The sequence below is a fragment of the Sphingopyxis sp. genome (assembly GCF_035944815.1).
Taxonomy (GTDB): Bacteria; Pseudomonadota; Alphaproteobacteria; order Sphingomonadales; family Sphingomonadaceae; genus Sphingopyxis.
Genome location: NZ_DASZAU010000010.1, coordinates 97,100 through 123,555 on the forward strand (window position 1 = coordinate 97,100; position 26,456 = coordinate 123,555).

General features: G+C 65.5%; 23 protein-coding genes and 1 tRNA gene. 12 read left to right on the forward strand and 12 right to left on the reverse strand.

Annotated features, from left to right (window positions below):
- Positions 1-4: 4 nt before the first annotated feature.
- From VGU00_RS15365 to VGU00_RS15375, 3 genes are all read left to right on the forward strand, one after another.
- Positions 5-757, forward strand: coding sequence for a 3'(2'),5'-bisphosphate nucleotidase CysQ (locus VGU00_RS15365; RefSeq protein WP_327470037.1), 753 nt, complete (start codon positions 5-7; stop codon positions 755-757).
- A 71-nt stretch (positions 758-828) separates the two neighbouring features.
- Positions 829-1,230 carry a hypothetical protein gene (locus tag VGU00_RS15370; RefSeq protein WP_327470039.1) on the forward strand — a complete coding sequence of 134 codons (402 nt, stop codon included), beginning with the start codon at positions 829-831 and terminating at the stop codon, positions 1,228-1,230.
- Positions 1,231-1,360: 130 nt separating this feature from the next.
- Positions 1,361-2,500, forward strand: coding sequence for a zinc-binding dehydrogenase (locus VGU00_RS15375; protein WP_327470041.1), 1,140 nt, complete (start codon positions 1,361-1,363; stop codon positions 2,498-2,500).
- A 215-nt stretch (positions 2,501-2,715) separates the two neighbouring features.
- Here the strand turns inward: VGU00_RS15375 and VGU00_RS15380 are convergent, their stop codons facing one another.
- From VGU00_RS15380 to VGU00_RS15395, 4 genes are all read right to left on the reverse strand, one after another.
- Positions 2,716-3,870, reverse strand: coding sequence for a cell wall hydrolase (locus VGU00_RS15380; RefSeq protein WP_327470043.1), 1,155 nt, complete (start codon positions 3,868-3,870; stop codon positions 2,716-2,718).
- A 9-nt stretch (positions 3,871-3,879) separates the two neighbouring features.
- The gene (gene cysK / locus VGU00_RS15385; protein WP_327470045.1) at positions 3,880-4,800 is read right to left on the reverse strand and encodes a cysteine synthase A; all 921 of its coding nucleotides are present in this window, start codon (positions 4,798-4,800) and stop codon (positions 3,880-3,882) included.
- The gene (locus VGU00_RS15390; protein WP_327470047.1) at positions 4,797-5,465 is read right to left on the reverse strand and encodes an alpha/beta hydrolase; all 669 of its coding nucleotides are present in this window, start codon (positions 5,463-5,465) and stop codon (positions 4,797-4,799) included. The genes cysK and VGU00_RS15390 overlap by 4 nt, the downstream gene beginning before the upstream one ends.
- 128 nt (positions 5,466-5,593) lie before the next feature.
- Positions 5,594-6,907, reverse strand: coding sequence for an MFS transporter (locus VGU00_RS15395; RefSeq protein WP_327470049.1), 1,314 nt, complete (start codon positions 6,905-6,907; stop codon positions 5,594-5,596).
- A gap of 127 nt (positions 6,908-7,034) precedes the next feature.
- Between VGU00_RS15395 and VGU00_RS15400 the strand changes: the two genes are divergently transcribed.
- Genes VGU00_RS15400 through VGU00_RS15410 form a run of 3 tightly spaced genes read left to right on the forward strand, consistent with a single transcriptional unit; the run spans position 7,035 to position 11,748 of the window.
- Positions 7,035-8,756: a DUF885 domain-containing protein gene (locus VGU00_RS15400; RefSeq protein ID WP_327470051.1), complete on the forward strand. Its 1,722-nt coding sequence runs from the start codon at positions 7,035-7,037 to the stop codon at positions 8,754-8,756.
- A 59-nt stretch (positions 8,757-8,815) separates the two neighbouring features.
- Positions 8,816-9,982 (forward strand): YARHG domain-containing protein, encoded by a 1,167-nt coding sequence (locus tag VGU00_RS15405; protein WP_327470053.1) that lies wholly within the window; start codon positions 8,816-8,818, stop codon positions 9,980-9,982.
- A complete protein-coding gene (locus VGU00_RS15410; protein WP_327470055.1) occupies positions 9,979-11,748 on the forward strand; it encodes an adenylate/guanylate cyclase domain-containing protein in 1,770 nt (589 codons plus the stop codon). Before VGU00_RS15405 ends, VGU00_RS15410 begins: the two co-directional genes overlap by 4 nt.
- On the opposite strand, the gene VGU00_RS15415 is transcribed toward VGU00_RS15410, so the two are convergent.
- Positions 11,740-13,038, reverse strand: coding sequence for an RsmB/NOP family class I SAM-dependent RNA methyltransferase (locus VGU00_RS15415; protein WP_327470057.1), 1,299 nt, complete (start codon positions 13,036-13,038; stop codon positions 11,740-11,742). The two genes, VGU00_RS15410 and VGU00_RS15415, sit on opposite strands and share 9 nt — an antisense overlap.
- Before the next feature lie 54 nt (positions 13,039-13,092).
- Here VGU00_RS15415 and VGU00_RS15420 point away from each other — a divergent pair, with 54 nt between their 5' ends.
- Positions 13,093-13,302, forward strand: a complete 210-nt coding sequence (locus tag VGU00_RS15420; RefSeq protein ID WP_327470059.1) for a DUF1674 domain-containing protein — start codon at positions 13,093-13,095, stop codon at positions 13,300-13,302.
- Between the two features lie 74 nt (positions 13,303-13,376).
- On the opposite strand, the gene VGU00_RS15425 is transcribed toward VGU00_RS15420, so the two are convergent.
- A complete protein-coding gene (locus VGU00_RS15425) occupies positions 13,377-14,156 on the reverse strand; it encodes a SapC family protein (protein ID WP_327470061.1) in 780 nt (259 codons plus the stop codon).
- Positions 14,157-14,266: 110 nt separating this feature from the next.
- Entirely contained in the window at positions 14,267-15,691 is a 1,425-nt protein-coding gene (locus VGU00_RS15430; protein ID WP_327470063.1) for an FAD-binding oxidoreductase, read from the reverse strand.
- A 188-nt stretch (positions 15,692-15,879) separates the two neighbouring features.
- Here VGU00_RS15430 and VGU00_RS15435 point away from each other — a divergent pair, with 188 nt between their 5' ends.
- The 3 genes from VGU00_RS15435 (at position 15,880) to VGU00_RS15445 (ending at position 18,448) form a co-directional block, all read left to right on the forward strand.
- Complete coding sequence (locus VGU00_RS15435; protein ID WP_327470065.1) at positions 15,880-16,401, forward strand: hypothetical protein; 522 nt, start codon at positions 15,880-15,882, stop codon at positions 16,399-16,401.
- Positions 16,402-16,514: 113 nt separating this feature from the next.
- Positions 16,515-17,873 carry a DEAD/DEAH box helicase gene (locus VGU00_RS15440; RefSeq protein WP_327470067.1) on the forward strand — a complete coding sequence of 453 codons (1,359 nt, stop codon included), beginning with the start codon at positions 16,515-16,517 and terminating at the stop codon, positions 17,871-17,873.
- Between the two features lie 35 nt (positions 17,874-17,908).
- Positions 17,909-18,448: a putative immunity protein gene (locus VGU00_RS15445; protein ID WP_327470069.1), complete on the forward strand. Its 540-nt coding sequence runs from the start codon at positions 17,909-17,911 to the stop codon at positions 18,446-18,448.
- 17 nt (positions 18,449-18,465) lie between these two features.
- On the opposite strand, the gene VGU00_RS15450 is transcribed toward VGU00_RS15445, so the two are convergent.
- Positions 18,466-19,482 (reverse strand): NADP-dependent oxidoreductase, encoded by a 1,017-nt coding sequence (locus VGU00_RS15450; protein ID WP_327470071.1) that lies wholly within the window; start codon positions 19,480-19,482, stop codon positions 18,466-18,468.
- Between the two features lie 86 nt (positions 19,483-19,568).
- Between VGU00_RS15450 and VGU00_RS15455 the strand changes: the two genes are divergently transcribed.
- A tRNA-Ala gene (locus VGU00_RS15455) sits at positions 19,569-19,644 on the forward strand.
- Positions 19,645-19,695: 51 nt separating this feature from the next.
- Here the strand turns inward: VGU00_RS15455 and VGU00_RS15460 are convergent.
- The 3 genes from VGU00_RS15460 to VGU00_RS15470 form a co-directional block, all read right to left on the reverse strand.
- A complete protein-coding gene (locus VGU00_RS15460; RefSeq protein WP_327470073.1) occupies positions 19,696-20,745 on the reverse strand; it encodes an aspartyl/asparaginyl beta-hydroxylase domain-containing protein in 1,050 nt (349 codons plus the stop codon).
- Positions 20,746-20,796: 51 nt separating this feature from the next.
- Positions 20,797-21,705: a DUF4349 domain-containing protein gene (locus VGU00_RS15465; protein ID WP_327470075.1), complete on the reverse strand. Its 909-nt coding sequence runs from the start codon at positions 21,703-21,705 to the stop codon at positions 20,797-20,799.
- Positions 21,706-21,779: 74 nt separating this feature from the next.
- Positions 21,780-24,062: an ATP-dependent helicase gene (locus VGU00_RS15470; RefSeq protein ID WP_327470408.1), complete on the reverse strand. Its 2,283-nt coding sequence runs from the start codon at positions 24,060-24,062 to the stop codon at positions 21,780-21,782.
- A 154-nt stretch (positions 24,063-24,216) separates the two neighbouring features.
- Between VGU00_RS15470 and VGU00_RS15475 the strand changes: the two genes are divergently transcribed.
- On the forward strand, positions 24,217-25,482 hold the full coding sequence (locus VGU00_RS15475) for an MFS transporter (RefSeq protein WP_327470077.1): 1,266 nt from the start codon (positions 24,217-24,219) through the stop codon (positions 25,480-25,482).
- Here VGU00_RS15475 and VGU00_RS15480 read toward each other — a convergent pair.
- Positions 25,479-26,399 (reverse strand): DMT family transporter, encoded by a 921-nt coding sequence (locus VGU00_RS15480; RefSeq protein WP_327470079.1) that lies wholly within the window; start codon positions 26,397-26,399, stop codon positions 25,479-25,481. The two genes, VGU00_RS15475 and VGU00_RS15480, sit on opposite strands and share 4 nt — an antisense overlap.
- Between the last annotated feature and the right edge of the window lie 57 nt (positions 26,400-26,456).

The following is a 26,456-nucleotide window of genomic DNA, read 5'->3' on the forward strand; positions in this document are numbered from 1 at the left end:
AGGCATGGCCGCGGGGGAAAGTGACGAACAGATCGCAGAACGGCTCGCGGCCGCCGCGGGCTTGATGCTGCTCGATCTCCAGATGTCGGGCAAATTTGTCGGCAAGTCGCTCGGCCAGGCGGGCGATGCGCGCGCCAATGCGATGCTGATGCACGAACTCCGCGCTGCACGCCCCGACGATGCCATCCTGTCCGAAGAGGAAAAGGACAATATCGTCCGCTGCGACAACAAGCGCGCGTGGATCGTCGATCCGCTCGACGGCACGCGCGAATATAGCGAAGGCCGCAGCGACTGGGCGGTGCATGTCGCGCTCGCGATAGAAGGCGTTCCGACGGTCGGCGCGGTGGCGCTGCCGGGACTGGGCCTGACGCTGACCTCGGGTTCTCCGAAGCCGCTCGAGCCCGCCAACACGCCGCTCAAAATGCTGGTGAGCCGCACGCGGCCGGCCGCCGAAGCCGTTTATGTCGCGGAAAGGATGGGCGCCGAACTGCTCGCCATGGGGTCGGCAGGCGCCAAGGCGATGGCGGTCGTGCGCGGCGAGGCCGACATCTATCTGCACACCGGCGGGCAATATGAATGGGACAATTGCGCCCCCGCCGCAGTCGCGATTGCCGCCGGCCTGCACGTCAGCCGCGTCGACGGATCGCCGCTCGTCTATAATTGTGCCGATCCCTATCTGCCCGATCTGCTGATCTGCCGGATGGAACTGGCCGAAGAGGTGCTGCGCCTCGCCGCACAATATTCGCCGGCGGGGTAGGGACTGCCCCGTTCGGAGCTGACCGCACATTTCCTTCTTGGCTGGCTGCTTGCCAGAGGCCATGAGGAAGCATGATCGACCTTTCATCGTGGCTTCTGCCGCTTTCCATCGCGCTTGCGCCTGCGGCAGCCGATCCTGATCGCTTCATCGATGGTGGCGTGACATATATTCTTTATGCCGACACCTACCGTCAGGTCGATGACGAGATACGGCAGATCGGCTTTTCACTCGAAATGACCGAGGCTGAAGGTGCGCCGGGCAACGCCGTCGCCATGAATGGCGTCGTCCAGGTGAACTGCGGCACACGCAGCGCGCGCATGATCGGCCCGCAGTTGTTCGACGACCAGAACCGGCCCGTCGCCACCGATGTGTCGGGCCCGGACCATAGCTCGCCGTGGGAAGAGCTCGGAACAATGGCGTCGGACCAGCATCTTTACCGCAGGGTCTGCGAGCGGGAAAAATCGGCGCCATAGCGCGGGGGTTCGTCGACTGCGGTCCGTAGTCGGACTGAAATGGCAGCGTCGACGCACCGAACGCCGGTTGCCAGCCGGTGCGACACGCCCTAATCCGTTTCATCAAGAAACCGAACACGGGAGAAGCACGATGACCGACCTGCCTGAAACCAACCTCACAATGCTGACGCTCGTGAAGCCCGAAGGGCAGCTGGAGGTGTCGCTCGAGCGCCGCCCGATGCCGGTGCCGAAGCCGCATGAAGTGCTGGTCAAGGTACTCGCCGCGCCGATCAATCCGTCGGACCTCGGCCTGCTATTCGGCGGCGCAGACATGTCGACCGCGCGCGCGTCGACAAGGGACGGCCAGCCGCTGATCACCGCCGACGTGCCCCCTGCGGGGATGCGCGCGATGGCCGGGCGCGTCGGTGATGCACTCGCGATCGGCAACGAGGGGTGCGGCACCGTCGTCGCGGCGGGCGACACGCCCGAGGCGCAGGCGCTGCTCGGCAAGACCGTCGCGCTGCTCGGCGGCGAAATGTACGCCGAATACCGCTGCCTGCCCGTACAGATGGTGATGCCGCTTCCCGACGGCACCGATCCCGCCGACGGCGCCTCCTGCTTCGTCAACCCGCTCACCAGTCTCGCGTTTACCGAAACGATGCGGATGGAGAACCACAGCGCGATCGTCCACACCGCCGCAGCATCGAACCTCGGCCAGATGCTCGTCAAGATCTGCGCCAAGGACGGCATTCCGCTGGTCAACATCGTGCGCAGCGACGCGCAGGTCGAAATCCTGAAGGGCATCGGCGCCAAATATATCGTCAACAGCAGCGCCGACGATTTCATGGAGCGGCTGGTCGATGCGATCGTCGAGACCGGCGCGACGCTGGGCTTCGATGCCACGGGCGGCGGCAAGCTAGCCGGGCAGGTGCTGACCGCGATGGAAGCCGCCGCGGTCAAACGCATGACGACCTATAGCCGCTATGGCTCGGACACGTTCAAACAGGTCTATATCTATGGTGCGCTCGACCTGTCGCCGACGACCTTTTCGGCGCGCAGCTTCGGGCTGACCTGGGCGCTGGGCGGTTTCCTGCTGACGCCGTTCATGGCGAAGGCGGGCATGGAAGTCGTGGGCCGGATGCGCAAACGCATCGTCGACGAACTGACGACGACCTTCAAGAGCCACTATAGCCATGAGGTGTCGCTGACCGACGCGCTGAACGTCGACACGGCGCAGGCGTACAACGCCAAACGCACGGGCAAGAAATATCTGATCAAGCCGCACGGCTAAGACGGAGTTTCGTCGGGCTTCGACCGGTTGCGGACGCTCATTCTCCCCTCCCGCTTGCGGGAGGGGTCGGGGGTGGGCAACAACGCCGCGGTCAGCCCACCCCGCTGCGGCTAGCGAGCAAGTTCGCAAGCCTCGCTGCCCCTCCCGCAAGCGGGAGGGGAAATCAGTTCAGCATCTCAACGGCAACTTTCCACCCCGAAGCGGGCAATAGCGCTTTAGCGTTTCATGCACTGGCGCGCATCATCGCGCTTATATTCGCTGCAGTTCCACAGCGCCTTTTCGAACCCGGCCTTGTCGTCGCGGAGGTAGGAGAAGCTCATCGCCGCGCGCTGCGTGTCGCTCATCGCGTCGCTGTCGGGTTTGAGCGTCGGGTTGGTCCAGCCCATGAACTTGCAATAGGGCTTGTCGCCGCAGAGGCGCAGCGCGGTCGTCACGAAGCTTTCAGGCGCTGCCTTGCGGTCGAGCTGGGTGTAGATGGTGTCGCGGCCCGCGCTCTCGCCCGCACCAGTGACAACGCGCGCCTCGCCGACCGCGGCATTGGCGTCGACCCCCGTCGCGAGTTCCGTCGGCAGGCCCAGCGCGTTCGCATGCAGCGGCGACAGCGCGGCGAGCTTCGCTACCGGGCCGTCGCTGCCCGAAACGGCTCCGCGGAACGCGCCCGGCGTGCCCCAATAGCCCGGCCAGCGGAAGAAGAGGTGCGTATCGACGATAGCGATCTTTTCAAGGCTGTCGCTCCAATAGGGGCGGACCCAGTCGGTGTGATAATGGGTCGCGAGGCCGACCGAGGGATCGATCATGCCCGACAACATCAGGTCGGCATTGACCTGCGCGCGCAGCCACGCCGCTTCGGAATAGCGCCGCGCCAGCGCGCCGTCGCAGGTGAAGGTGAACTGGCAGCCGGTCCGGCGTTCCGATCCCTGGAACACGACGCCGCAGATCGATTTGGGGAAAGCCGGATGGCGCGCGCGGTTGATCACGACCTGGCCGACCGACAATTGCCCGCGGCTGTCGTCCCCGGCCTCGTAGATCATCGCGGCGGCAAGGCAATCGCGTGCACGCAGGCGGGCATCGCCGCTGCCCGGATACACAAACGGACGTGCGGGAACGAAGCCCTTCGTCACCAGCGCGATGCGCGCATTGGCCGCGCGCGCATCGTCTTCGGTCACGGGGGCGAGTTCCATCGGCAGCACGTCGGGTACGACGTCGGCGGGCGGCGCGACGGGGTGAGGCCGCGCGGTAAAGCCCCCGCGGGCGCCCCCATCGCTCAGGTGCAGCACCGCACCGATCGCAACCGCGACAAGCAGCACGAACAGCCAGCCCGTCCAGTCGCGCCCGATGGGCAACGCCGATGATTCGTCCGCGGGACGCACGAGGAAGCCTCAGATCTCCGGGAGGAAATCGGGGACCGACAGATAGCGCTCGCCGGTGTCGTAGTTGAAGCCGAGAACGCGGCTGCCCGGGGGCAGTTCGGCCAGCTTCTGCGCGATGGCAGCCAGCGTGGCACCCGACGAAATGCCGACGAGCATGCCTTCCTCGGTCGCTGCGCGGCGTGCGAAATCTTTCGCGGCGCCGGCATCGACCTTGATGACGCCATCGAGCAGGTCGGTGTGGAGGTTGCGCGGGATGAAGCCCGCGCCGATGCCCTGGATCGGGTGCGGGGCGGGCTGGCCGCCCGAGATGACCGGCGACGCGTCGGGCTCGACCGCATAGACCTTGAGGTTCGGCCAATGTTGCTTGAGGAACTGCGCGGTGCCGGTGATGTGGCCGCCGGTGCCGACGCCGGTGATCAGCACGTCGATCGGCGTATCCCTGAAATCGGCGAGGATTTCGGGTCCCGTGGTGCGGACGTGGACGTCGATGTTCGCCTCATTTTCGAACTGCTGCGGCATCCACGCGCCGGGGGTCGTTTCGACCAGTTCGATCGCACGTTCGATCGCACCCTTCATGCCCTTTTCGCGCGGCGTAAGGTCGAAGGTCGCGCCATAGGCGAGCATCAGGCGGCGGCGCTCGACCGACATGCTTTCGGGCATGACGAGCACGAGCTTGTACCCCTTGACCGCGGCGGCCATCGCGAGGCCGATGCCGGTGTTCCCCGACGTCGGCTCGACGATGGTGCCGCCGGCCTTGAGGCTGCCGTCCTTTTCGGCCGCCTCGATCATCGCAAGGCCGATACGATCCTTGATCGACCCGCCGGGATTGCTGCGTTCCGACTTCACCCAGACTTCGGCGTCGGGGAATAATTTGCCCAGACGGATGTGCGGCGTGTTCCCGATGGTATCGAGGATCGAATTGGCTTTCATGATCGGTGCGCTCTTTCTTTAAACTCGAAACGCGGGTCGCGGCGGACGCGATTCGGCCAGTCTCCGGCGCGCAGCCAGAGTGCCTCATCCGCCAGCGCCGGCGTCGGCGCGGGTTGTAACGAGGCGAGCAGATACTGTCCATAAGGCCAGTCCCCGATCCCCGAATCGGCGTTGATATGGCCGAAGGGGCCGGCATTGACGAAGCGCGCATCCCAGTGCCGCGACAGGCGCCAGACATGCGCGGTTTTCGCATAGGGATCATCGTCGCTCGCGACGACGATCATCGGCACCTGCGACGACAGCGCGGGCGAGTCGGTAAAGGTCGCGACACGCGCGTCGCGGCGGAGCTGCGAAAGGTCGGGCGGTGCGACCAGCAACGCGCCGGCGATCCGGTCGCGCGCGAGGCTGCTGGCGCCGGCGAACCAGTGCGCGAAGGCGTGGCAGCCGAGGCTGTGCGCCGCGATCAGGACGGGTTCGGGTTCGGCAGCGATCGCGTCGGCGATGCGCTCGACCCATTCCTCTTTTCGCGGTTCGTCCCAGCCGCCGAGCTCGATTCTTTCGCAGCGGGCGAAGCTGCGTTCCCACAGGCTCTGCCAGTGGGTCGCGCCGCTGTTGTAGAAGCCCGGGATGGTAAGGATCTTATGGCGGATGTTGGAATTGTTCATGGCGGTCGCTCCTTCGGAAGGGAGAGAGGGGGAACCGCGGTGACGGGTGCGACCTAAATAACTCAACTAATTAAATTGACAATAGGCTTTGGACGAAATGAGCGTCGTCCGCGGCGAACGGTTCGGCGCTATCCGCCGGTTTGCCTGAATTGCGGTTCGAAGGTGCGCGCGCGGCGCAGTTCGGGAAATATCCACGCCCATATTGCGGTCACGCCGACCGCCGCAGCGCCGCCGACGACCACGGCGCTGACCGGGCCCAGCGCCGCCGCCATCGCTCCGGCGCGCATTTCGCCAAGCTCGTTCGAAGCCGAAATGGCGAGCCCCGATGCCGCGCTGACGCGCCCGCGCATATGGTCCGGGGTGTTGAGCTGGATCAGCGTGCCGCGCACGAAGACCGAGAACATGTCCGCCGCGCCCATGAGCACGAGCACGGCAAGCGACAGGATGAGGTTGGTCGACAGGCCAAACACCACCGTCCCGGCGCCGAAAGCGGCGACGGCCCAGAGCATCTTGACCCCGACGTTGCGCTCGATCGGACGAATGGCGAGGCCGACGGCGACGCCGACGGACCCTGCCGCGACGGCCGCGCGCATCAGCCCGGCGCCTTCGGGGCCGGCGTGCAATATGTCGCGCGCGAACACCGGAAACATCGCGGTCGCACCCGCGAGTAGCACGGCGAAAAGGTCGAGCGTGATCGTGCCCAGAAGGAAGCGCTCGATCCAGACGAAGCGCAGCCCGTCGGCCATTTCGCGCAGCGGATGGCGGCGCACCTCGGCGGGAGGCGGCAGGACGGGGCGCACGCGGCTGAGCGTGAAGGCCGAAATGGCGAGGAGCAGCGCCGAGAAGAGGTACACCGACCCCGGATGCGCGGCATAGATGAGCCCGCCCGCGGCGGGGCCGATGACCGACGCCGACTGCCAGGCGATGCTGCTCATCGCGATCGCGCGCGGCAATACTGCCGGCGGCACGATATTGGGCGCGATCGCGCTCATCGCGGGCCCCGAAAAGACGCGGGCAACCCCGTGCAGCGCCGCGAGACCGAACAGCAGCGGCAAGGTCAGCCCGTCGACCCAGGTGAACCAGCCGAGCGTAGCGGCGATCAGCAGGTCAATCAGGTTCGAGAAGATCGCAACGCTGCGCCGTTCGAAGCGGTCGGCGGCCCAGCCGGCCACGGGCGTCAGGATGGCGAGGGGGACGAACTGGAAGAGGCCGAGCAGGCCGAGCTGGAACGACGCTTCCTTGATCGTCATGCCATAGTCGGTGCGCGCGGTGTCATAGAGCTGGTACCCGATCACGACGACCATCGCGATCGTCGCCATCACCGCGGTGAAGCGTGCGAGCCAGAAATAGCGAAAATCGGGAAAGCTGAGCGGGGAAGGGGCTTTGGGCGTCGCCGCCGGCATCACCGGTTCTTCGCCTTCGGGTGGAGGGATCGTTGCCATCGCCGTCCGCCCTATCGTCCTTTTCGGCGCTGTCCAGTCACCCCTGCATATGCCGTTCGTCGATTAGGGGATGCGATCGGCCGGACGCGGTGGCAGAAACCCGCTACCGATTGAGGGAGACTATCGAATGACAAGCAAATTTGCCCGCTTTGGCGGTGCCGCGATGGCTGCGACGCTGCTGGTCCTGACCGCGTGCAACGCGTCGGACAACAAGTCGGCGACCGCGCCGAGCGCGAAGAACTGGACCGAGTTCCGCGATCAGTTCCTTGCCGGCTATTTCCCGCTCAATCCCAACTTTGCGGTCTATCAGGGCAAGCATGAGTTCGACGGCCAGCTTCCCGACTGGTCGCCCGAGGGCCTCGAAAAGCAGGCCGCCTATCTCGAAAAGGCGATCGCCGATGCCAAGGCGTTCGACGGCGAGATGACCGACGCCGAGAAGTTCGAGCGCGACTATCTGATCCATGTCGCACAGGGCCAGCTCTTCTTCCTCCGCGACACCGACTTCGCGCAGAAGAACCCGTCCTTCTACACCGGGGCGCTCGACCCCAACGTCTATATCGCGCGCCCCTATGCCGATGCGACGACGCGGATGAAGGCGTTTATCGCCTATGCCGAAAAAGTCCCCGCCGCCGCGGCGCAGATCAAGGCCAACCTCAAGCTGCCGCTGCCCGCGACCTTCGTCAAATATGGCACCGCGGGCTTCGGCGGCTTTGCCGACTATTATACCGGCGACGCAAAGGCCGCCTTTGCGTCGGTCAAGGATGAGGCGCTGCAGAAGCAGTTCGACGAAGCCGTCGCAAAAGCCGGCGCAGCGATGACCGATCTTGCGAAATATGTCGGATCGCAGCCCGGAACGACCGACGGCTATGCGCTCGGCGCCGAAAAATTCTCGAAGATGATCCTGACCAACGAAGGCGTCGACACGCCGCTCGACGAGCTCGAACGCATCGGCCAGGCCGACCTCAAGCGCAATCAGGACGCGCTGAAGGCCGCCTGCGCCACCTATGCCGCCGGCATGACGATCGCCGACTGCATGAAGAAGATGAATGCCGACAAGCCCGCCGACGGTCCGGTTGCCGAGGCACGGCGCCAGCTGCCGACGCTGCGCGCGTTCCTGATCGAGAAGGACATCGTCACCATCCCCGGCACCGAACAGGCGCAGGTCGAGGAATCGCCGCCCTATAATCGCCAGAACAGCGCCTATATCGACATTCCGGGGCCGTATGAGAAAGGCCTGCCGTCGGTCTATTATATCTCGCCGCCCGACCCGAGCTGGGACAAGCAGACGCAGGCCGATTTCGTACCGGGTCGCAAGGACCTGATGTTCACCTCGGTCCACGAGGTGTGGCCGGGCCACTTCCTCAATTTCCTCCACTCGAACCGCGCCGAAAGCATCTTCGGCAAGCTGTTCGTCGGCTATGCCTTTGCCGAGGGCTGGGCGCATTATACCGAGGAGATGATGTGGGATGCCGGGCTGGGCGCGGGCGACCCCGAAACGCATATCGGCCAGCTGTCGAACGCGCTGCTGCGCGATTGTCGCTATCTCTCGGCAATCGGCCTGCACACAAAGGGCATGACCGTTGCGGACAGCGAAAAGCTGTTCAAGGAGCAATGCTATCAGGATGAAGGCAATGCGCGCCAACAGGCGGCGCGCGGCACCTATGATCCGGCCTATCTCAATTACACGATGGGCAAGCTGATGATTCGCAAGCTGCGCGACGACTGGACCAAAGGGGACAAGACGAAGTGGAAGGCGTTCCACGACGAGTTCCTGTCGTACGGTGGCCCCCCGATCCCCATGGTGCGCGCAGCGATGATGAAGGAAAAGGCACCCAAGGCGGTCTTCTGACGCCGGGCTGGAAAATCGATCGATTGGCGGCTAGCCTCCTCAAAACAGGGGGCTAGCCGATGGTCGACGTGTTCATTTCCTATTCGCGCGACAACAAGGCGCGGGTCGCCGATATCGCGGCGGCCGTGACGGCGGCGGGCTATGACGTGTGGTGGGACGCCGAGCTGCCGCCGCATCGTTCCTATGGCGACGTGATCGCCGAAAAGATCGGCAGCGCAAAGGCCGCGATCGTCGTCTGGTCGCACACGTCGGCAGCGTCCGAATGGGTGCGCGCCGAAGCCGACGTCGCGCGCAACCAGAAGAAGCTGGTGCAGACGGCGATCGACGATGTGATGCCGCCGCTGCCCTTCAACCAGATCCAGTTCGCCGACCTCAGCGACTGGAACGGCGACCCGGACCATCGCGGCTGGCGAAAAGTCCTGATGAGCCTCGAGGAATTGTGCGGCCGCGAAGCCGTTAACCCGGCAACGGCGCCAAAGCCCGTGACGGCACCGCCGGAGTCGACGACGCGGGAAACCGTCCCGACAGCGCCCAAATCATCCTTCCTGCCCTGGGCACTGCCCGGATTGGCCGCGATCGCGGTCGCCTTGCTCGCATGGAAGCTGCTGCAACCGGCCCCGGCGCCGTCTGACGAGCCCCCGACGGGAACCGAAGTTGCTGCCCCGGCACCGGTAACCGATGCGCCTGCTGTCACGACCGGCGACCAGCCTGCCGAAGCCTTCACGCTGGCCGCGATGATCGACGACCCCGATGGCTTCACCAATATCCGTTCGGGAAAAAGCACCAAGGCCGCCATCGTCGGCAAGGTGCTGGAAGGCGAGAAATTCCTGACTTACAAACAGCCGGGACAATGGTGGCGCGTCCGCAAGGCCGACGGCACCACCGGTTTCATGTTCCGCAAATATATCCGGCTGATCGAAGGCGGAGCGACTGCGACGCCCGCCATACAGGCGCCGACCGGCGTTGGCGGCAGCGGGGTCGTCATTCCGGACTCGTCCGACCGACTGCTGAGCACAGACGAGCTCGGCAATTACAGCGCGCTCGAGCTTCGCATCGCGCGTAACGAGATCTTCGCGCGCCGCGGCCTGCGGTTCAAGGACCCTGCGCTGCAAAATCATTTCAGCCAGTTCAGCTGGTATCGCCCGACGACGGACAATGTGTCGCTGTCACCGACCGAAAAGGCGAATGTCGCCTTGCTGAAATCGGCGGAAGACGCGGTACAATGAGCGACGCTGCCGCCGTCGAGGCGGAAGTTGCGCATCGGCTTGGCGAAGGCGATGCCCTCAGCGCGTTCGACTGCGCCGCGGCGGCGCGGCGCGGCGGGACCGACAGCCCGCGCCTGCGCTACCTGATGGTCCGCGCGCTGGCGGCATCGGGCGACAGCCTGGGCGCGATGCAGCTCTACGATCAGCTCGACCTGGCGGCGTCGGGCGACGTTGACAGCCTCGCGCTGGCCGGGCGTCTCTGGAAAGACGAAGCCTTCGACCACGACGGCGCGGAGCGGACGAAATCGCTGCAGCGCGCCGCGGCCGCCTATGATCATGCCTGGCAGACGTCGGGCGCTTCGTTCCCGGCGATCAATGCGGCGAGCCTTTATGCGATGCTCGGCGAAAAGGAGCGGGCGGCTTCGCTCGCCGGACCGATCGCCGCGAACGGCGCCGCCGACAATTATTGGGATCGGGCGACGCTGGTCGAGGCGCTGCTGCTGCTGAACCGCGGCGACGAGGCGATCGTGCATGCGCGCGCCGCGAATGCGCAGGCCGGCGCCCGCGCAGGCGATCGCGCCTCGACCTGCCGCCAGATTGCGCGGCTGGCCGACAGCGGCGCCGTCGAAGCGGCACCTGCGCGACAGATCGTCGACCTGCTGCGCCCGCCGCCGGTCGGCGTCTATTGCGGCCGTATGTTCCGCGCCGGGGGCATCGGCGAAGCCAACGCGCGCGCCGCCATCACGTCGGCCCTGGACGCAAGGCCGCTATCGGCGCTGATCGGACCGCTCGCGTGCGGCGCCGACATATTGTTTGCGGAGGAGGCCTTGGCGCGCGGGATCGACCTGACGGTCGTGTTGCCGTTTGCCGAGGACGATTTCATCGCCCAGTCGGTCGCGTCGGGCGGCGAAGAGTGGGTCGCGCGTTACGCCCATTGCCGCGATCGGGCGTCGATGGTCCATTTCGCGAGCAGCGCGCGCTATGTCAGCGACGATTGCCAGTTCATCCTGGGATCGCACACGATGATGGGTCTCGCCAAATTGCGCGCACGCGAGCTGGAGACGAGCGCCATCCAGCTTGCCGTCGTCGATCCCGCGGTCGCGGCACGGCCGGCGACCTCGATCGCGGGGACGAACGCCGATATCGCGCTGTGGCAGCGGCATGAGGGCGAGACGCTGACGATCCCGGTCGGCGAGCTCGACCGCAATCTCGATTTTCCGGAGGCGCCGAAACCGCCCGAGGGGACGCGGCGCGGTCTTTACGCCATCCTGTTCGCCGATTTTGCCGGGTTCTCGAAACTGGGCGAGGCCGAACTGCCGATTTTCGCGAGCGAAGTGATGGGGGGCATCGGTCGCATTCTTGACGATTTCGGCGAGGCCGTCCTGTTCCGCAACACTTGGGGCGACGCGGTTTACGCGATCATCGACGATCCCGCGACGGCGGCGCGCATCGCGCTGGCGATGCAGGAAAGGCTCGACGTCCTGCCGCCCGAGCTCGGCCTTGAAGGGCAAAAAGCCGGGATGCGGACGGGCATCCACTTCGGCCCGATCTATCGCGGCCTCGATCCGGTGGTGGGCAATGAGCTGTGGTACGGCACCGAAGTGACCCGCACAGCACGGATCGAACCGGTCACGCTCGTCGGGCAGGTCTATTGCACCCAGCCGCTCGCGGCGATGCTCGCGCTCGGCAACGCGCGCGATTTCGATTGCGATTATGTCGGCAAGGTCCGGCTCGCCAAGGATTATGGCGACCTCGCGCTCTACCGCCTGTCGCGTCGATCAGACTGACGGCGCGCGCAGCCGCGCGACAAAAAAGCCGTCGAGTCCGCCGGCATCGGCCAACAGGCCGGGCAGCGTCCGGATGAAACCATCGCTGGTCGGGACGATGGCGGCTGGCAGCTCGTCGGCGCGCGGTGCTTCGACCGACCAGCCGGAGTGGGACTTCAGGAAAGCCGATATCTGATCTTCGCCTTCGGCGCGTTCGAGCGAGCAGGTCGCATAGACCAGCACCCCGCCGGGCTTGACCCACTTCGCGGCGCGCGCCAGCAGCAGGGCTTGCAGCACCGCCATTTCATCGATCTGGCGCGGTTCGATCCGGTGCAGCACATCGGGGTGGCGGCGAAAGATGCCGGTCGCCGAACAGGGGGCGTCGAGCAGGATCGCATCGACCGGCGCGGCGGGTTCCCATGCGCGAATATCGCCCTGCACGATGTCCGCCGACAGGCCGGTCCGCGCGATGTTGGCGCCAAGCCGTTCCAGACGCTTCGCGCTCGCGTCGACCGCGACGACCTTCCACCCCGCAGCCGCGAGCTGCATCGTCTTTCCGCCGGGCGCGGCGCAGAGATCGAGGGCGGTGCGGCCTTCGCCGGTGCCGAGCAGGCGTGCGGGCAGGCTGGCGGCCAGATCCTGCACCCACCAGCCGCCTTCGCTGTATCCGGGCATCGACTCGACCGCTTGTCCGCGCGGTAAACGGCGCTGGCGCGGTGCCAGCGGCACCGCATCGGGCCATTCGTCGGCGCCGAGTTCGGCCGCAAAGCTGAGATCGATCGGCGGCGGAACGCTCCAGCCCGCTTCGGCGGCTTCGACCATATCCAGCCCCCATTGCTCGGCCCATCGCTCGGCGGTCGGGAGGGGAAGGGTGGCACGTTCGGGGAGCTGCCATTCCTCCTGCTGCGCGCGCGAAAGAATGGCGTGGACCAGCCGCCGCGGCCCGCCGTCGACGAGCGGCAGCGCGGTCGACACCACCGCATGTCCGGGGCTTTTGAGCGCCAGCAACTGCGCGAGCGCGATACGCAGGACGGCGCGCGATTTGACGTCGTCGGGCAATATCTGCGCCGTCGCGCCGTCGATCAGCGCGTCGATATCGACCATCCAGCGCAACGCCTCCGACGCGATCGCCACCGCAAAGGCGCGGTCGGGGCCGGCGAGGCCCTGCGCCGCGGCGTGCATCGCGACGTCGAGCGGGTCGCCGCGGCGAAGGATGGCATCGATGAGCCGCAGCGCGGCGCGGCGCGGCGCCATGCCCGGCGGCTCGGCCTCGCGCGGCGAGCGGCGGCGGACCGGGCGCCGGTCAGCCATGGCGGCAAATGCTGAGGTTGGCGTGACGCATGATCGATCCTATACTATGCCATCATGACCGACAGCAGCCCGAAACCGACCATTGGCGGAACGCCGCGCGCTGTAAAGCGCCCGGCGCATGTAAAAGCGCCTGCCGAGTGGACGAACAGCGCCGTGCCGGCGCCCGAGCCGATCCACGAGGACAAGGCCGAAGACCAGCCCGGCGGGCGCAACCCGGTGCGCTATGGCGATTGGGAGCTGAAGGGGCTGGCGATCGATTTCTGACGCCGGCGGGAGTCCAAAAGACTCGAAAAGGCCGATATGGCCGCCCCCGCGGAGGCGGCCACAGGCAGCCGACGTCAAACGGTCGGCAGTTCCACGAGGGCAGGCATCTTGCCGGCCTTGACCTGCTCGGCAAAGATTTCGCGCATCAGCTGCAGCGAGAAGAGATGCGCGAAGATCAGGGCGAGAATACCGTTCTGTGTCAGCTTGCGCAGGACGTCGCCGCGCAGTTCGCGCAGCTTGTTTTCGTCGACCATCTGGAAACCGCGATAGACGAAAGGCTTGTCATTGCCTTCCTGCTGGATGGCGACTTCGCCGTCCATCAGAAGATCGGCCTTCTTCAGTTCTTCCATGAAGAAACCGGTGCGCTGGCCCGCTTCTTCGAAATTCTTGCAGAATTCGAGGACGGCCTGAACCGAGGCGGCGGGCTGGCCGTTTTCGAACAGCGGATCGCCTTCGTCGAACTTGCCGAGCGCTTCCGACGTCGGGTCGAAGCAAAGCGACAATTCTTCCGAACCTTCCTGCAGGCGCGCGAGCAGGAAAGGATAGCGGCGGACATAGGCCGGAACATAGACGGGGTTCAGCAGCTTGCCGTCGTCATCGACGAAGGTGTTCACGCCTTCGTTGAGGCCCATCAGCGCCAGCGGAACCGGGTTCTCGCCCGCCGAAAAGACGATCGGATAATAGCGGCAGGCCGAAACGAATTCGTCCGACGTCAGCGGAATGGCGTGCTGGCTGACAAGAAAATCGGCCTTGTCGAGCGGACGGGCGCGATAGTCGGCGTGCTCGACGCTCGAAAGCGGAACGAGGTCCTTGTAGAAAAGCGGCAGATTGGCAGGTGCGGGCGCAGTGGCCATGATTGAACTCCGGTAACGGTCCCGGCGATCCGGAACAAAAAAGGATAAAGCGCCTTATTGACCCGCGCCGCGACGCGCAAGGGGGGCGATCGCGCAGAAAAGACAGATTGTCAGGCGATCAACTTGCCGGGGTTGAAAATGCCCGACGGATCGAGCCCCGCCTTGACCCCGCGCAGCGCCGTCAGCCGTGCCGGGCTGTCGAGTTCGGCAAGGATATCGCGCTTCATCTGGCCGATCCCATGCTCGGCCGAAATCGATCCGCCGAGTTCGATGACATGCTTATAGACCAGCCGGCTGACCGCCGCGCCATGCTCGCCAAGCCAGGCCGCGCCATCGACATCGGGCGGCGGCTGGACATGGTGATGCACATTGCCGTCGCCCAGATGACCGAAGGACAAGGCGCGGATGCCGGGGAAGGTCGCCGCCAGCCGGCGCGGATTGTCGGCGATGAAGGCCGGCATCAGGTCGACGGGAACACTGATGTCATGCTGCAGCGCCGGTCCCTCGGCGCGTTCGGCTTCCGAAATCGAATCGCGCAGGCGCCAGAAATCCTCGCTCTCGCGATCACTCTTGGCGATGACGGCGTCGCAGACCAGCCCGGCGTCGACAGCCGCGGCGAGCTGCGCTTCGAGCGTCTCGCCAAGCATCGCATTATTCTCGCCCGCCAGCTCAAGTAGCACATGCCATGGATGGTCGCTGCCGAGCGGAGCCCGCGTCTGCGGGATATGCCGCAGAACGGCATCGACGCAGGTCTGCGGGACGATCTCGAACCCTTCGAGTTCGCGCCCGATCGCCGCATCGAGCCGGCGCAACAACAAGAGCGCGTTTTCCGGTGAATTGATCCCGATCCATGCCGTACGCCGTGCTGCCGCCGCGGGAACGAGATGCAACGCGGCGGCGGTGACGATGCCCAACGTGCCCTCGGCGCCGCAGAAGAGGTGCCGCAGGTCATAGCCGCGATTGTCCTTCTTCAGCGGAGCGAGCCCGTCGAAGATGCTGCCATCGGGCAGCACCGCCTCGATCCCGGCAACCAGCGCGCGCATCGTTCCGTGACGCAGCACCTGCGTGCCGCCGGCATTCGTCGATACGAGCCCGCCGATCGTCGCCGAGCCCTTGCCGCCCAGCGTGAGGGGAAAGCGGAGCCCATGCGCAAGGGTTGCGGCGTGGAAATTTTCGAGAATCACTCCTGCGTCGGCTACCGCGACCTGCCCCGCGATATCGATCCCGCGGACCCGGTTCATGCGCCGCAAGCTGAGCAGCAGCTGGTTACCGCTCGCATCGGGGGTCGCGCCGCCGACCATGCCGCTGTTGCCGCCCTGCGGGACGATCGCGACGCCCGCATCGCGGCAGAGGCGGACGATTGCGGCCACGTCTTCGGTGGTCGCGGGGGACAGCATCGCCGCCGCCGCGCCGCGGTATTTTCCCCGCCAGTCGGTCAGCCAGGGCGCCATGACATCGGCGTCGGCGCTATACCCCTTTGGCCCGAGCAGCCCAGCGAGGGTTTCGAGCAGCGATGCGGACGGCGCGCGCGTCATGCCATTACACTCCGGATTTTCCCGTGCGACGGACGGACAGGGATCGACAGCAGTTCATTTGATGTTCAAGCACCCTTGTTAAAAGGCGCGATGGACGAATAGTATCTTTTCGTCCAGCGGGCATGGACGCGGGAGCCAAGGGTGAGCATCATCTTTTGTCAGGACGCCGAAGGGGCGGCAGCGCAGCGGTGCTGACGGCGGCGTTCCTGTGGTTCGCGGCTGCACCGGCAGCCGATGCGACGACGCCTGTCGCATCGCCCGAGCCCCTTGTCGCTGTATCGACGACGATTCCCGAACAAACGACATCCTTCTGGCAGATGGTGATCGAGCAGCAGCTCATCATTCGCGTGCCGGCACGGCGTTCGCAGCTCAACGATTTTGCCGCGGGGCCCGCCCCGTCGCGGCGGGCGACGGAAATTCCTATCGTCTGGAAAGAGAAAAAGGCGCCAAAATGCGTGTCCATGCGTAACATCATGGGCATGCAAGCCGTCCAGCGCGACAGCATCGACCTGATCACCCGGCAGAAGCAACGGCTGCGCGCACAGCTCAATCGCGGCTGCCGCGCGCTCGATTTCTATGCCGGTTTCTACATGCAGGGCAGCAAGGACGGGCAGCTTTGCGAGGATCGCGACCAGATCCATGCACGGACCGGCGCGAAGTGCGAGATCGACAAGTTTCGGTTGATGGTTCCGGTGCGCGACGACGATTGATCGCGTTTATCGCGGCCTTTCCTTGACTTTTCCTCGCCATTTGCCCTAGGCGCGCGGCAACGTCCGCCTGCGTGGGAGGCGGGGCGCCAACTTTTTTCCGGACATATGACCCTATGAAATTTGCCGACCTCGGCCTTTCCGACGAACTTTTGCGCGCCATCGACGAGGCGGGCTACAGCGAAGCGACGCCGATTCAGGCGGGCGCGATTCCTTCGGTGCTAATGATGCGCGACATGATCGGCATCGCCCAGACGGGCACCGGAAAGACCGCTTCGTTCGTCTTGCCGATGATCGACATTCTTGCGCACGGCCGCGCCCGCGCGCTGATGCCGCGCTCGCTGATTCTCGAACCGACACGCGAACTTGCGGCGCAGGTCGCGGAAAACTTTGAAAAATACGGCAAGCACCACAAGCTTTCGATGGCTCTCCTGATCGGCGGCGTGCAGATGGGCGATCAGGTCAAGGCGCTGGAAAAAGGCGTCGACGTGCTGATCGCAACGCCGGGCCGTCTGATGGACCTGTTCGAGCGCGGCAAGATCCTGCTCACTGGTTGCAACCTGCTCGTCATCGACGAAGCGGACCGGATGCTCGACATGGGCTTCATCCCGGACATCGAGAATATCTGCACCAAGCTGCCCGCGAATCGGCAGACTTTGCTCTTCTCGGCAACGATGCCGCCGCCGATCAAGAAGCTCGCCGACAAATTCCTGTCGAACCCGAAGACGATCGAAGTCGCGCGTCCGGCGAGCCGGAACGAGAATATCGAGCAGTTCCTCGTCAAGACGTCCGAACGCGGCAAGCGCGATACGCTGCGCAGCCTGCTTGAGGCCGAGGACATCGGGACCGCGATCATTTTCTGCAATCGCAAGACCACGGTGCGCGAACTGGCCAAGTCGCTCCAGCGTCACCGCTATCAGGCGGGCGAGATCCACGGCGACATGGACCAGTCGAGCCGGATCGCCGAACTCGACCGGTTCAAGAACGGCACGATCAATATTCTCGTCGCATCGGACGTCGCGGCGCGCGGGCTCGACGTCAAGGGCGTAAGCCACGTCTTCAACTTCGATGCGCCCTGGCATCCCGACGATTATGTCCATCGTATCGGCCGCACGGGCCGCGCCGGCGCAAAGGGCAGGGCGTTCACGCTCGTGACCGCGTCGGACGATGAAGCGATCGACAACATCCAGAAGCTGACCGGGTACAAGATCCCGGTTCATGACGCGGGCACGGCCGAAGCCGCGCCTGCCAAGGACGAGCCGCGCGAAGAGCGCGAACCGCGCCGCGAACGCGGTGGCCGCGGCGGCAAGGCGAAACGCCCCGAGCAGACCGAAAAGCCGGCACCGAAGGCCGCGCGCAAGGCAGACGACCGCAAACCGGCACCCGCCCGCCAGCGCCAGCAGGACGATGACGGCCCCGACGACGGCTGGAACGGTCCGATGCCGGGCTTCCTGTCGGTCGGTTTCGGGAGCTAGTCGGCGGACTGTCGAAGCACCGGGTTCGAGCAACCATGGCTGACTCGGCGCAAAGCTTGAGCCTGTCCGACCGGCGCTTGGTCGCCGAATGGGCTGCCGCGTGCGCCCACCGCGTCTTATGGCTGTTCGAGACGGCTTGCCCCGACGACGATCGCCCGCGCGCCGCAATCGTCCGGACGCGTGCGTTCGCGACCGGTGAACTGGACGCTGCGGCGGGAATACGCCAGCGCTTCGGCGGAGGCAGCATCGCCGCGAAATCGCCGGCGGCTACGGCTGCGGCGCGGGCTGCGGGGCAGGCATCGGCAGTCTGCCATATGGGCGCCCATGCGTTGGGAGCGGCAGCCTATGCCGTCCTGGCCGTCAAACTGGGGGTTCCGGAGCGGCCCGAGGCGACACAGACCGAGATGGAGTGGCAACGCACACAAATGTCGGCCGATGTGCTGGCCGCGCTTCGGGCGCTTCCCTTGGTCGGCACGGACCGATCGGGTCCGCTGGGCCCCGGACTCCTCGCTTCCGGCCAGATCGGCGCCATCATTCGCCGGCTTCAGGACATGATTGCCGCAAGCGAAGCATGATTGCGGAACTCGCGTGCTTAGAGCCGAACCAGCATCTTTCCCATATTCGCGCCTTTGAACAGCCCGAGGAAGGCATCGGGCGCCGCTTCCAGTCCCGCGTGTACCGTCTCGCGGATCGTGACCGCGCCGCTCGCGATCAGGCCGCCCATGTCGGCGTAGAATTCTTCCATGCAGTCGATGAACTGGTCGGTGTAGATGAAGCCTTCCATCCGGATCCGCGCAGGGATCGAGCGGATCAGATATTTCATCTCCTGCGCTTTTCCGTCGTTGTAGACGTCGATCATGCCGCAAATCGCGAAGCGCGCGAAATCGTTCGCGGTCGCAAAGGCGGCGTCGAGATGCTCGCCGCCGACATTGTCGAAATAGACGTCGATGCCGGGCTTGCCGAGGCGTTCGAGCGCGGCGGCAAGCTGGGGGAGCACCGGCCCTGCCTTGTAATCGATCGTCGCATCGGCACCAAGGTCGTCGACCCACGCGCATTTATCCGCGCCGCCCGCCGAGCCGATCACGATCATTTCGCGCGCCTTGGCGATCTGGACGACCGCCGAACCCACCGCACCCGCCGCCGCCGAGACAAAGACCGTGTCGCCCGGCTTCGCTGCCGCGATGCGCAGCAGTCCGATCCATGCCGTACCGCCCGTCAGCCCCATATTGTGCAGGAAGGTCTGCGGCGTCAGCCCCGCCGCCAGCGCCTCGGCCGGCAGCTTGTTCGGCATCATATCGAGGCCGATGATCCCGCCGTCGCGCCAGCCGCCCATGTGGAGGATCAAGTCGCCGGGGGCAAATCCGTCCATCCGGCTTTCGATCACTTCGCCGATCGCGCCGCCAGTCATTGGCTGGTCGATCTGGAAACTGGCCGAATAGCTTTTCGCGTCGTTCATGCGCCCGCGCATATAGGGATCGACCGACAGCCACAGGTTGCGCACGCGGAGCTGGTCGACTTCGAGCGGGGCGTCGGGCAATTCCCGAAGCGCAAAATTATCCGTCGTCGGCAGCCCGTGCGGACGGCTGATCAAATGCCATGCCTTGGCCATCGGAATCCCCCATTCCCATATTCGGCGGCCATCGCCAGAAAGCCGTTGCCACCGCCATGCGGTGCCGTTAAGACCCCGCCCGTCGCGGGGCCGTAGCTCAGATGGGAGAGCGCTGCAATCGCACTGCAGAGGTCAGGGGTTCGATTCCCCTCGGCTCCACCAGCGACCCTCCACGCCATCGTCCCGAAGATTGTTCTCTCTGCCTTGCGGCTTTCACTGCTCGGCGTAGCTGTCGATGGCGGAGAAAATGCGGGTCAGCTGTTCACGCTCATCAGCATCGATATCGGGACGCCATATCTCGAAGAGCATGATCGTCCGGTCGCTGGCGCCGCGATTCCATGCTTCATGTTCGAAACTGTCGTCGAAAATCATCAGCTCGCCTTCGCGCCAGCTGCGCGTTTCGGGGCCGACGCGGAGCGCGCAATTCTCCGGCACGACCAGCGGCAGATGACAGATAAGGCGCGTGTTGAGCATGCCATGATGCGGCTGGATATGCGTGCCGGAGGTCAGCCGCGAAAACAGCGCCAGCGGCGCCCGTCCCGGGATGACCGGCTGCGGTGCCAGTGCAAGCGCGGCAAGCGCGGCGGGGCAGAGCGCATCCATTCCTTCGGCGACCACGCCGTCTTTCCACAGCCAGGCCGCACCCCAGTCGGGCTTGTCGAGCAACGGATTGTTCGGCGGCGGTCGGTCGGGGCTCGCCGTGACATAGGGGCCGAAACGATCCGACGCATTTTCGATCAGGGCCAGCAATTCGCCACGTATGGCATCGGTCGCGGCCTCCAGCGCCGGAACCCAGTCGAACGCCGCGCGATCGAAGAAGGGACGCTGCGCGAGTCCCGGAAAATAGAACATGCTCGGCTGCTGAAGATAGACCTGCTGCTCGCCCGCGAGCATCCGAAGCGCTTCGGCCACGCGCGGGGACGCCGAGCGTGCGTCGACCCCGGCATCGCGTAGCTGGCCGAGCAGATGATCCGCAAAGGCGCGTTCGGACGCGATCAGGAACTGCTCGGCGCGTTCCAGCCCCGCGTGAAGCGACATGGGCACGCTGCCGGCATTGGCCGCCGTGCCCAGCGCAAGGCGGTAGAAGGTCGCCGCGGCGCGGTCGTCGTGTAGGCGCCGCTGGAGTTCGGCCATCGCGAGAATGGCGGCGATATTGCCGCGATCGAGGCGGATCGCGGTCGTCAGTGCCGCCCCCTCGGCGGCGGTATCGCCGCGGCGTTGGGCGTCGCGAAACTGGTCCAGCCATGTCGTCTGCTGCGTCATGGCTCAGCCATAACGCAGCATCGGACCTTTGCAAGCGACGCCCGCGCGGCGTCAGTTCGCTGGCGGCGGCGCCGGATCATGCGCCGCAGGCTTCGTGCGCATCTGCTGGCGAACAGCAACCATGAACCGGCTGCGCCAGAAAGCCGCCATCAGCCCCAGCAGCAGGGCCCAGGGCAGCAGCGCCGCACCAAGGGTCAAGGTGAAAGTGAGCGCCGTGCTGCCGCTGCGCATCAGCGTCGCTCCGGCGTCGGCGAACGGATTTTCATGTCCTATGCCGGGAAGGCCGCCGTCGCTGACATAGTTGAAGGCGACGCTGGTCCAGGCAATCCGCGCTTCGCCGCTGCGACGCGCCTGACGCTCGCTACCGACCTGTCCGCGAAGCCCCGCAATCTGGGCCAGCAATTCGGCACGCTCGCGCTTGTCGAGCCCGCCCGCTTTCAGCCGCTCTTCGAGGCGCGCAATCTCGGCTTCGGAGCCGGCACTGCGCTGCTGCGACGCCAGAATTTCGGTTCCCACATCTTCGCCCGCAACGCTTGCATCGGCAAGTACGCCTTCGGCCTTTTCGACGCTGTCGATCGCATTGGCTCCGAACCTCCGGGCGATTCCGGGTTCGAGTTTGAACTGGGTTTGCGCCTCGACGAGCTTTTCGTCGGTGAGCTGGTAGCGGACATCGACGATACGGCAGCGCTGCACGCCCAATGTTTCGCAGGCCGCGGCATGTTCTTCCTGAACCTTGGCGATGCGATTGTCGGCGAGGCGGAAAACATAATTATAGTCGAAGGCGACGCCGGGAGCGGCTTCGATACCGATCCGGGGTGCTGTTGCGGCATCGGCAGGTGCCTCTTCGGCGACCGTTTCGGTGGTGGTGGAGCTATCATTTGTTGCAGCTTCTTCGGCCGCCTTTTCCGAGCAGCCGACCAAGGCGAGCGCCATCGCGCCCGCTAAGAGCTTATTTCGCATGCAGATTCTCCCAAAACGCGACTCGTTGGCCGCGGGAGATGGCATATCATAACCGATATAGTTGACAATAAGAATCAGGCAAGCTTGATAAAGCTGTCGAGCACCCGCTTGCTGCCCGCCTGATCGAATTCGACTTCGAGCTTGTTACCGTCGATATCCATGATTTCGCCGTAACCGAACTTCTCATGGAACACGCGCATCCCGATCGCGAGATCGGACCGCGCCTTGGCGCCGACCGATGCCGCCGGTCCCTTCTCGCTGGGCGCGGGGGCCCGCGTGACCGTCGACGAAGAGGCGAGGGCACGCTGCCATGCGGGACCCCGCGTCATCGTGCGCGCCGGCTGGCGTTCCGCGACATGCGCAAAGGGGTCGCCCTGCGCCGACCAGTTGGCGCGCCACAGGCTCTGCCCGCCGCCGAAGCTGTTCTCGCTGTCGACATGTTCGGGCGGAATTTCGGCGATGAAGCGGCTGGGGATGCTGCTCATCCACTGGCCGTAGATGCGGCGGTTCGCGGCGTGATAGATGCTTGCCCGCTGCCGCGCCCGCGTGATCGCGACATAGGCGAGGCGGCGTTCTTCCTCGAGGCTGGCGATGCCGCCTTCGTCCATCGAGCGCTGCGACGGGAATACACCGTCCTCCCACCCGGCAAGGAAGACATGATCGAATTCCAGCCCCTTCGCGGCGTGAATCGTCATGATCGTGACCGTCTCGGTCTGATCGTCATTATCGCGATCCATGACGAGGCTGACATGCTCGAGGAACGCTTCGAGCGAGTCATATTCCTCCATCGCGCGAACGAGTTCGGAGAGGTTTTCGAGCCGGCCTGCGGCCTCGGCGCTGCGGTCGGCCTGCAGCATCGCGGTATAGCCCGATTCGTCCAGGATCAGCTGCGTCAGCTCGGGATGCGACAGCTCGTTCGCCTTGGCTTGCCAGTTCCGCATCTGCGCGACGAAATTGGCGAGTTGGCGCCGCGCCTGCGGTGTCAATTCATCGGTTTCGGTGATCCGCGACGCGGCGTGGAACAGCGGCGCGCGTTCGTGGCGTGCGAACTGATGGATGCGCGCGAGCGCCTTGTCGCCGAGCCCGCGCTTGGGAACATTGACGATGCGTTCGAACGCCAGATCGTCGGCCGCCGACTGGACGAGGCGCAGATAGGCGAGCGCGTCGCGGATTTCCGCGCGCTCGTAGAAGCGAAAGCCGCCGACGATGCGGTACGGCATGCCGATCGCGATGAAGCGGTCTTCGAACTCGCGCGTCTGGAACTGCGCACGGACGAGGATCGCGGTGCGGTCGAGGCTGATTTTGCGATGCTGGAGCGTTTCGAGCTCCTCGCCGATGCGGCGCGCTTCCTCGGGGCCATCCCACACGCCGACGACGCGCAACTTGTCGCCCGGTTCGAGCTCGGTCCAGAGCGTCTTGCCGAGGCGATCGCTGTTCTGCGCGATCAGCGCCGATGCCGCCGCCAGGATCTGCGGGGTCGAGCGGTAATTCTGTTCGAGCCGGATGACCGTCGCGCCCGGAAAATCCTTTTCAAAGCGCAGGATATTCGCGACCTCGGCACCGCGCCACGAATAGATCGACTGATCGTCGTCGCCGACGCAACAGATATTCTTGCGCGCCTGCGCGATCAGGCGGAGCCAGAGATACTGGCTGGCGTTGGTATCCTGATATTCGTCGACGAGCACATATTTGAAGCGCTCCTGATATTGCTCGAGCACATCGCGGTGCGTCTTCAATATCACGAGCATGTGAAGCAACAGGTCGCCGAAGTCGCAGGCGTTGAGCGTCTTCAGTCGTGCCTGATAAAGCGCATAGAAATGCTGCCCCTTGCCGTCGGCGTAGGATTCCTTGTCGGCCGCATCGAGATCGGCGGGGACGAGACCGCGGTTCTTCCACTTGTCGATCAGCCCGGCGAGTTGGCGGGCGGGCCAGCGCTTCTCGTCGAGTCCTTCGGCCTGGATCAGCTGCTTGAGCACACGCAGTTGGTCGTCGGTGTCGAGGATCGTGAAATTGCTCTGCAGCCCGACGAGTTCGGCGTGACGGCGGAGCATCTTCGCCGCGATGCTGTGGAAGGTGCCAAGCCAGGGCATCCCCTCGACCGCGTCGCCGATCATCCGCCCGATGCGCTCGCGCATCTCGCGCGCCGCCTTGTTGGTGAAGGTCACGGCGAGAATCTCGGACGGCCATGCGCGGCGCGTCGCGATGATATGCGCAAGGCGCGCGGTCAATGCCGCGGTCTTGCCGGTACCCGCACCCGCCAGCATCAGCACCGGTCCCTCGGTTGTCAGCACCGCCTGCCGCTGCGGGCCGTTGAGCCCTTGCAGATAGGGCGGATCCGACGGGTCGGGGCGATTCAGGTCGGGCGTCGAGGCAGGAGGCGTGTTCACGCGCGAACGATTAGGGAACAGCGGCCGTGCTGTCCAGCATGGCGGATGCGCTTTTCGCCTTGCGTGCAGCGCTCCATCGCGTCCAAAGCAGCCCGAATCAAAGAAATCGGGAGGGTCGTCTACCTTGGATCTAGCACCCTATCGCCAGCATCGGCGCATCCTGACCGCGAGCCTCGTCGGCACGGCGGTCGAATTCTATGATTTCTATATCTACGGCACTGCGGCGGCTCTGGTGTTCGGACCGCTGTTCTTTCCCGAGAGTTCGGATTCGGCGCAGCTGATGTACAGCTTCATGACGTTCGGGCTCGCCTTTTTCGCGCGTCCCGTCGGCGCGGTCGTGTTCGGTCATTATGGCGACCGGATCGGGCGCAAATCGACGCTGGTCGCCTCGCTGATGCTGATGGGCGCGTCGACCTTGTTGATCGCCTTCCTGCCCACCTATGCGATGGTCGGCTGGGTCGCGCCGCTCCTGCTCTGCATCCTGCGCTTCGGGCAAGGCTTCGGACTCGGCGGCGAATGGGGCGGGGCGGCATTGCTGGCGGTCGAGAATGCGCCGCCGGGATGGAAATCGCGCTTCGGCATGTTCCCCCAATTGGGGGCACCCGTGGGCTTCATCGCCGCCAACGGCCTGTTCTTGCTGCTCGGCCTCGGGCTCAGCGATGCCGATTTCACCGCATGGGGTTGGCGCATCCCGTTCCTGCTGTCGGCGATCCTCGTCGGGCTGGGGCTGTGGGTGCGGCTCAAGATCGGCGAGACGCCGGACTTTGCGGACGCGCTGGAGAAGGAGGCGCCGGTTGCGGTACCGATCGGCGACCTGCTCCGCCATCACCTGGTTGCGACGCTCGCGGGGACCTTCGCGGTCGTCGCCTGTTTCGCGATCTTCTATCTCGCGACGAGTTTCGCGCTCGGCCACGGGACGCAGACGCTCGGATATCCAAAGGAACAGTTCCTGCTCAACCAGCTCGGCGCGATCCTGTTCATGGCGGTCGGGATCATCTTCGCAGGCTATTGGAGCGACGCGTCGAGCGAACAAAAGGTGCTGACGTGGGGCTGCGGCGCCACCGTGCTCATCGGTTTCCTGTTCGGCCCTTCGCTCGGTTCGGGTAGCTGGCCGCTGATCTTCTTCGGCCTCGCTTCGGCGCTGTTCGTCATGGGGCTCGTTTACGGCCCGCTCGGCAGCTGGCTCACCGGACTGTTCCCGGTGCAGCTTCGCTATACGGGCGCGTCGGTCGCGTTCAATGCCGGCGGCATATTCGGCGGCGCGATGGCGCCGATCATCGCGCAGGCGCTCGCCGAACGGGGCGGAACCACCACGGTGGGCCTGTACCTTGCGCTGGCCGGCCTGGTGAGCTGGCTGGGACTGTTGATGGTACGGCGCCAGAACGCCTAGCGGGCGCGGAGCCGGTCGAAGAGGCGGCCGTCGATCGCGACAAGCCCCGCCGCAATCAGCACCATGCCCGCCCAGTGCCGCGGGAGGAGCGTTTCGCCCAGCAGCAGGGTGCCGAGCAGGATCGCCGTCACCGGGATCAACAAGGTAACGAGCAGTGCATTGGTGGCACCGGCGCGCGCGATCAGGCTGAAATAGAGGAAATAGGCCACTGTCGTCGACAGCAACGCGAGCCCGGCCACGGCGAACAGCGTCGTCGCGCCGGGCAAAGCGAGCCGCCAAGGCGCATCAATCAGCAGCGCGACGGGAAGGATGAGCAGAGCGCCCGCAATCAGCTGTCCCGTCGCGACGTCGAGCGGGCCGACGCCCCAGTCGCGAAAGCGGCGGCCATAGACGCCCGCGAGCGCATAGCAGAAGGTCGCGCCGAGGCAGGCGAGCTGCGCCGGCAGGCTCGCATGCGGGCCCGAAAAGGCGCTGCCTCCGATCATCACCGCCACCCCCGCGATACCCGCAGCGACGCCGACGAGATTGCCGTGCGTCGCCTTCTCGTCGGGGGTGAAGAGATGCGCGACGATCACGCCCCATAGCGGCGTGGTGGCGTTGAGGATCGACGCGAGCCCGCTGGCGATCTCGGTCTGTGCATAAGCGAAGAGCGAGAAGGGGAGCGCGGTGTTGAGCAGCGCCAGCAGGAAAAGCGCGGGCCACAATCCCGCCCGGCGCGGGATCGAGCGGCGGGTGGCCGCCATGAAGGCGAGCATCAGCAGCGCCGACAGGGCAAGGCGCGCGAGGACGAGGGTGAACGGCGGCACTTCGCGCAGCGCGACCCCGAGGAAGAAGAAGGACCCACCCCACAGGATCGAGAGCAGGACGAGTATCCCCCATTCGGCGGTGCCCATGCGGAAGTTGATCGGCGCGGTCATCGCGCGGACCTAGCGCCGGACCGGATGGTGGGCATCCCGCTTCTTGCGATCAAAGCC

Bases quoted from the DNA above. Each gene is read 5' to 3' on its own strand.
- VGU00_RS15440 (WP_327470067.1), top strand. From the start codon at position 16,515: ATGAAATTTGCCGACCTCGGCCTTTCCGACGAACTTTTGCGCGCCATC.
- cysK (WP_327470045.1), bottom strand. From the start codon at position 4,800: ATGAAAGCCAATTCGATCCTCGATACCATCGGGAACACGCCGCACATC.
- VGU00_RS15430 (WP_327470063.1), bottom strand. From the start codon at position 15,691: ATGACGCGCGCGCCGTCCGCATCGCTGCTCGAAACCCTCGCTGGGCTG.
- VGU00_RS15370 (WP_327470039.1), top strand. From the start codon at position 829: ATGATCGACCTTTCATCGTGGCTTCTGCCGCTTTCCATCGCGCTTGCG.
- VGU00_RS15420 (WP_327470059.1), top strand. From the start codon at position 13,093: ATGACCGACAGCAGCCCGAAACCGACCATTGGCGGAACGCCGCGCGCT.
- VGU00_RS15365 (WP_327470037.1), top strand. From the start codon at position 5: ATGGCCGCGGGGGAAAGTGACGAACAGATCGCAGAACGGCTCGCGGCC.
- VGU00_RS15465 (WP_327470075.1), bottom strand. From the start codon at position 21,705: ATGCGAAATAAGCTCTTAGCGGGCGCGATGGCGCTCGCCTTGGTCGGC.
- VGU00_RS15405 (WP_327470053.1), top strand. From the start codon at position 8,816: ATGGTCGACGTGTTCATTTCCTATTCGCGCGACAACAAGGCGCGGGTC.
- VGU00_RS15445 (WP_327470069.1), top strand. From the start codon at position 17,909: ATGGCTGACTCGGCGCAAAGCTTGAGCCTGTCCGACCGGCGCTTGGTC.
- VGU00_RS15415 (WP_327470057.1), bottom strand. From the start codon at position 13,038: ATGGCTGACCGGCGCCCGGTCCGCCGCCGCTCGCCGCGCGAGGCCGAG.
- VGU00_RS15395 (WP_327470049.1), bottom strand. From the start codon at position 6,907: ATGGCAACGATCCCTCCACCCGAAGGCGAAGAACCGGTGATGCCGGCG.
- VGU00_RS15410 (WP_327470055.1), top strand. From the start codon at position 9,979: ATGAGCGACGCTGCCGCCGTCGAGGCGGAAGTTGCGCATCGGCTTGGC.
- VGU00_RS15425 (WP_327470061.1), bottom strand. From the start codon at position 14,156: ATGGCCACTGCGCCCGCACCTGCCAATCTGCCGCTTTTCTACAAGGAC.
- VGU00_RS15480 (WP_327470079.1), bottom strand. From the start codon at position 26,399: ATGACCGCGCCGATCAACTTCCGCATGGGCACCGCCGAATGGGGGATA.
- VGU00_RS15460 (WP_327470073.1), bottom strand. From the start codon at position 20,745: ATGACGCAGCAGACGACATGGCTGGACCAGTTTCGCGACGCCCAACGC.
- VGU00_RS15390 (WP_327470047.1), bottom strand. From the start codon at position 5,465: ATGAACAATTCCAACATCCGCCATAAGATCCTTACCATCCCGGGCTTC.
- VGU00_RS15375 (WP_327470041.1), top strand. From the start codon at position 1,361: ATGACCGACCTGCCTGAAACCAACCTCACAATGCTGACGCTCGTGAAG.
- VGU00_RS15450 (WP_327470071.1), bottom strand. From the start codon at position 19,482: ATGGCCAAGGCATGGCATTTGATCAGCCGTCCGCACGGGCTGCCGACG.
- VGU00_RS15400 (WP_327470051.1), top strand. From the start codon at position 7,035: ATGACAAGCAAATTTGCCCGCTTTGGCGGTGCCGCGATGGCTGCGACG.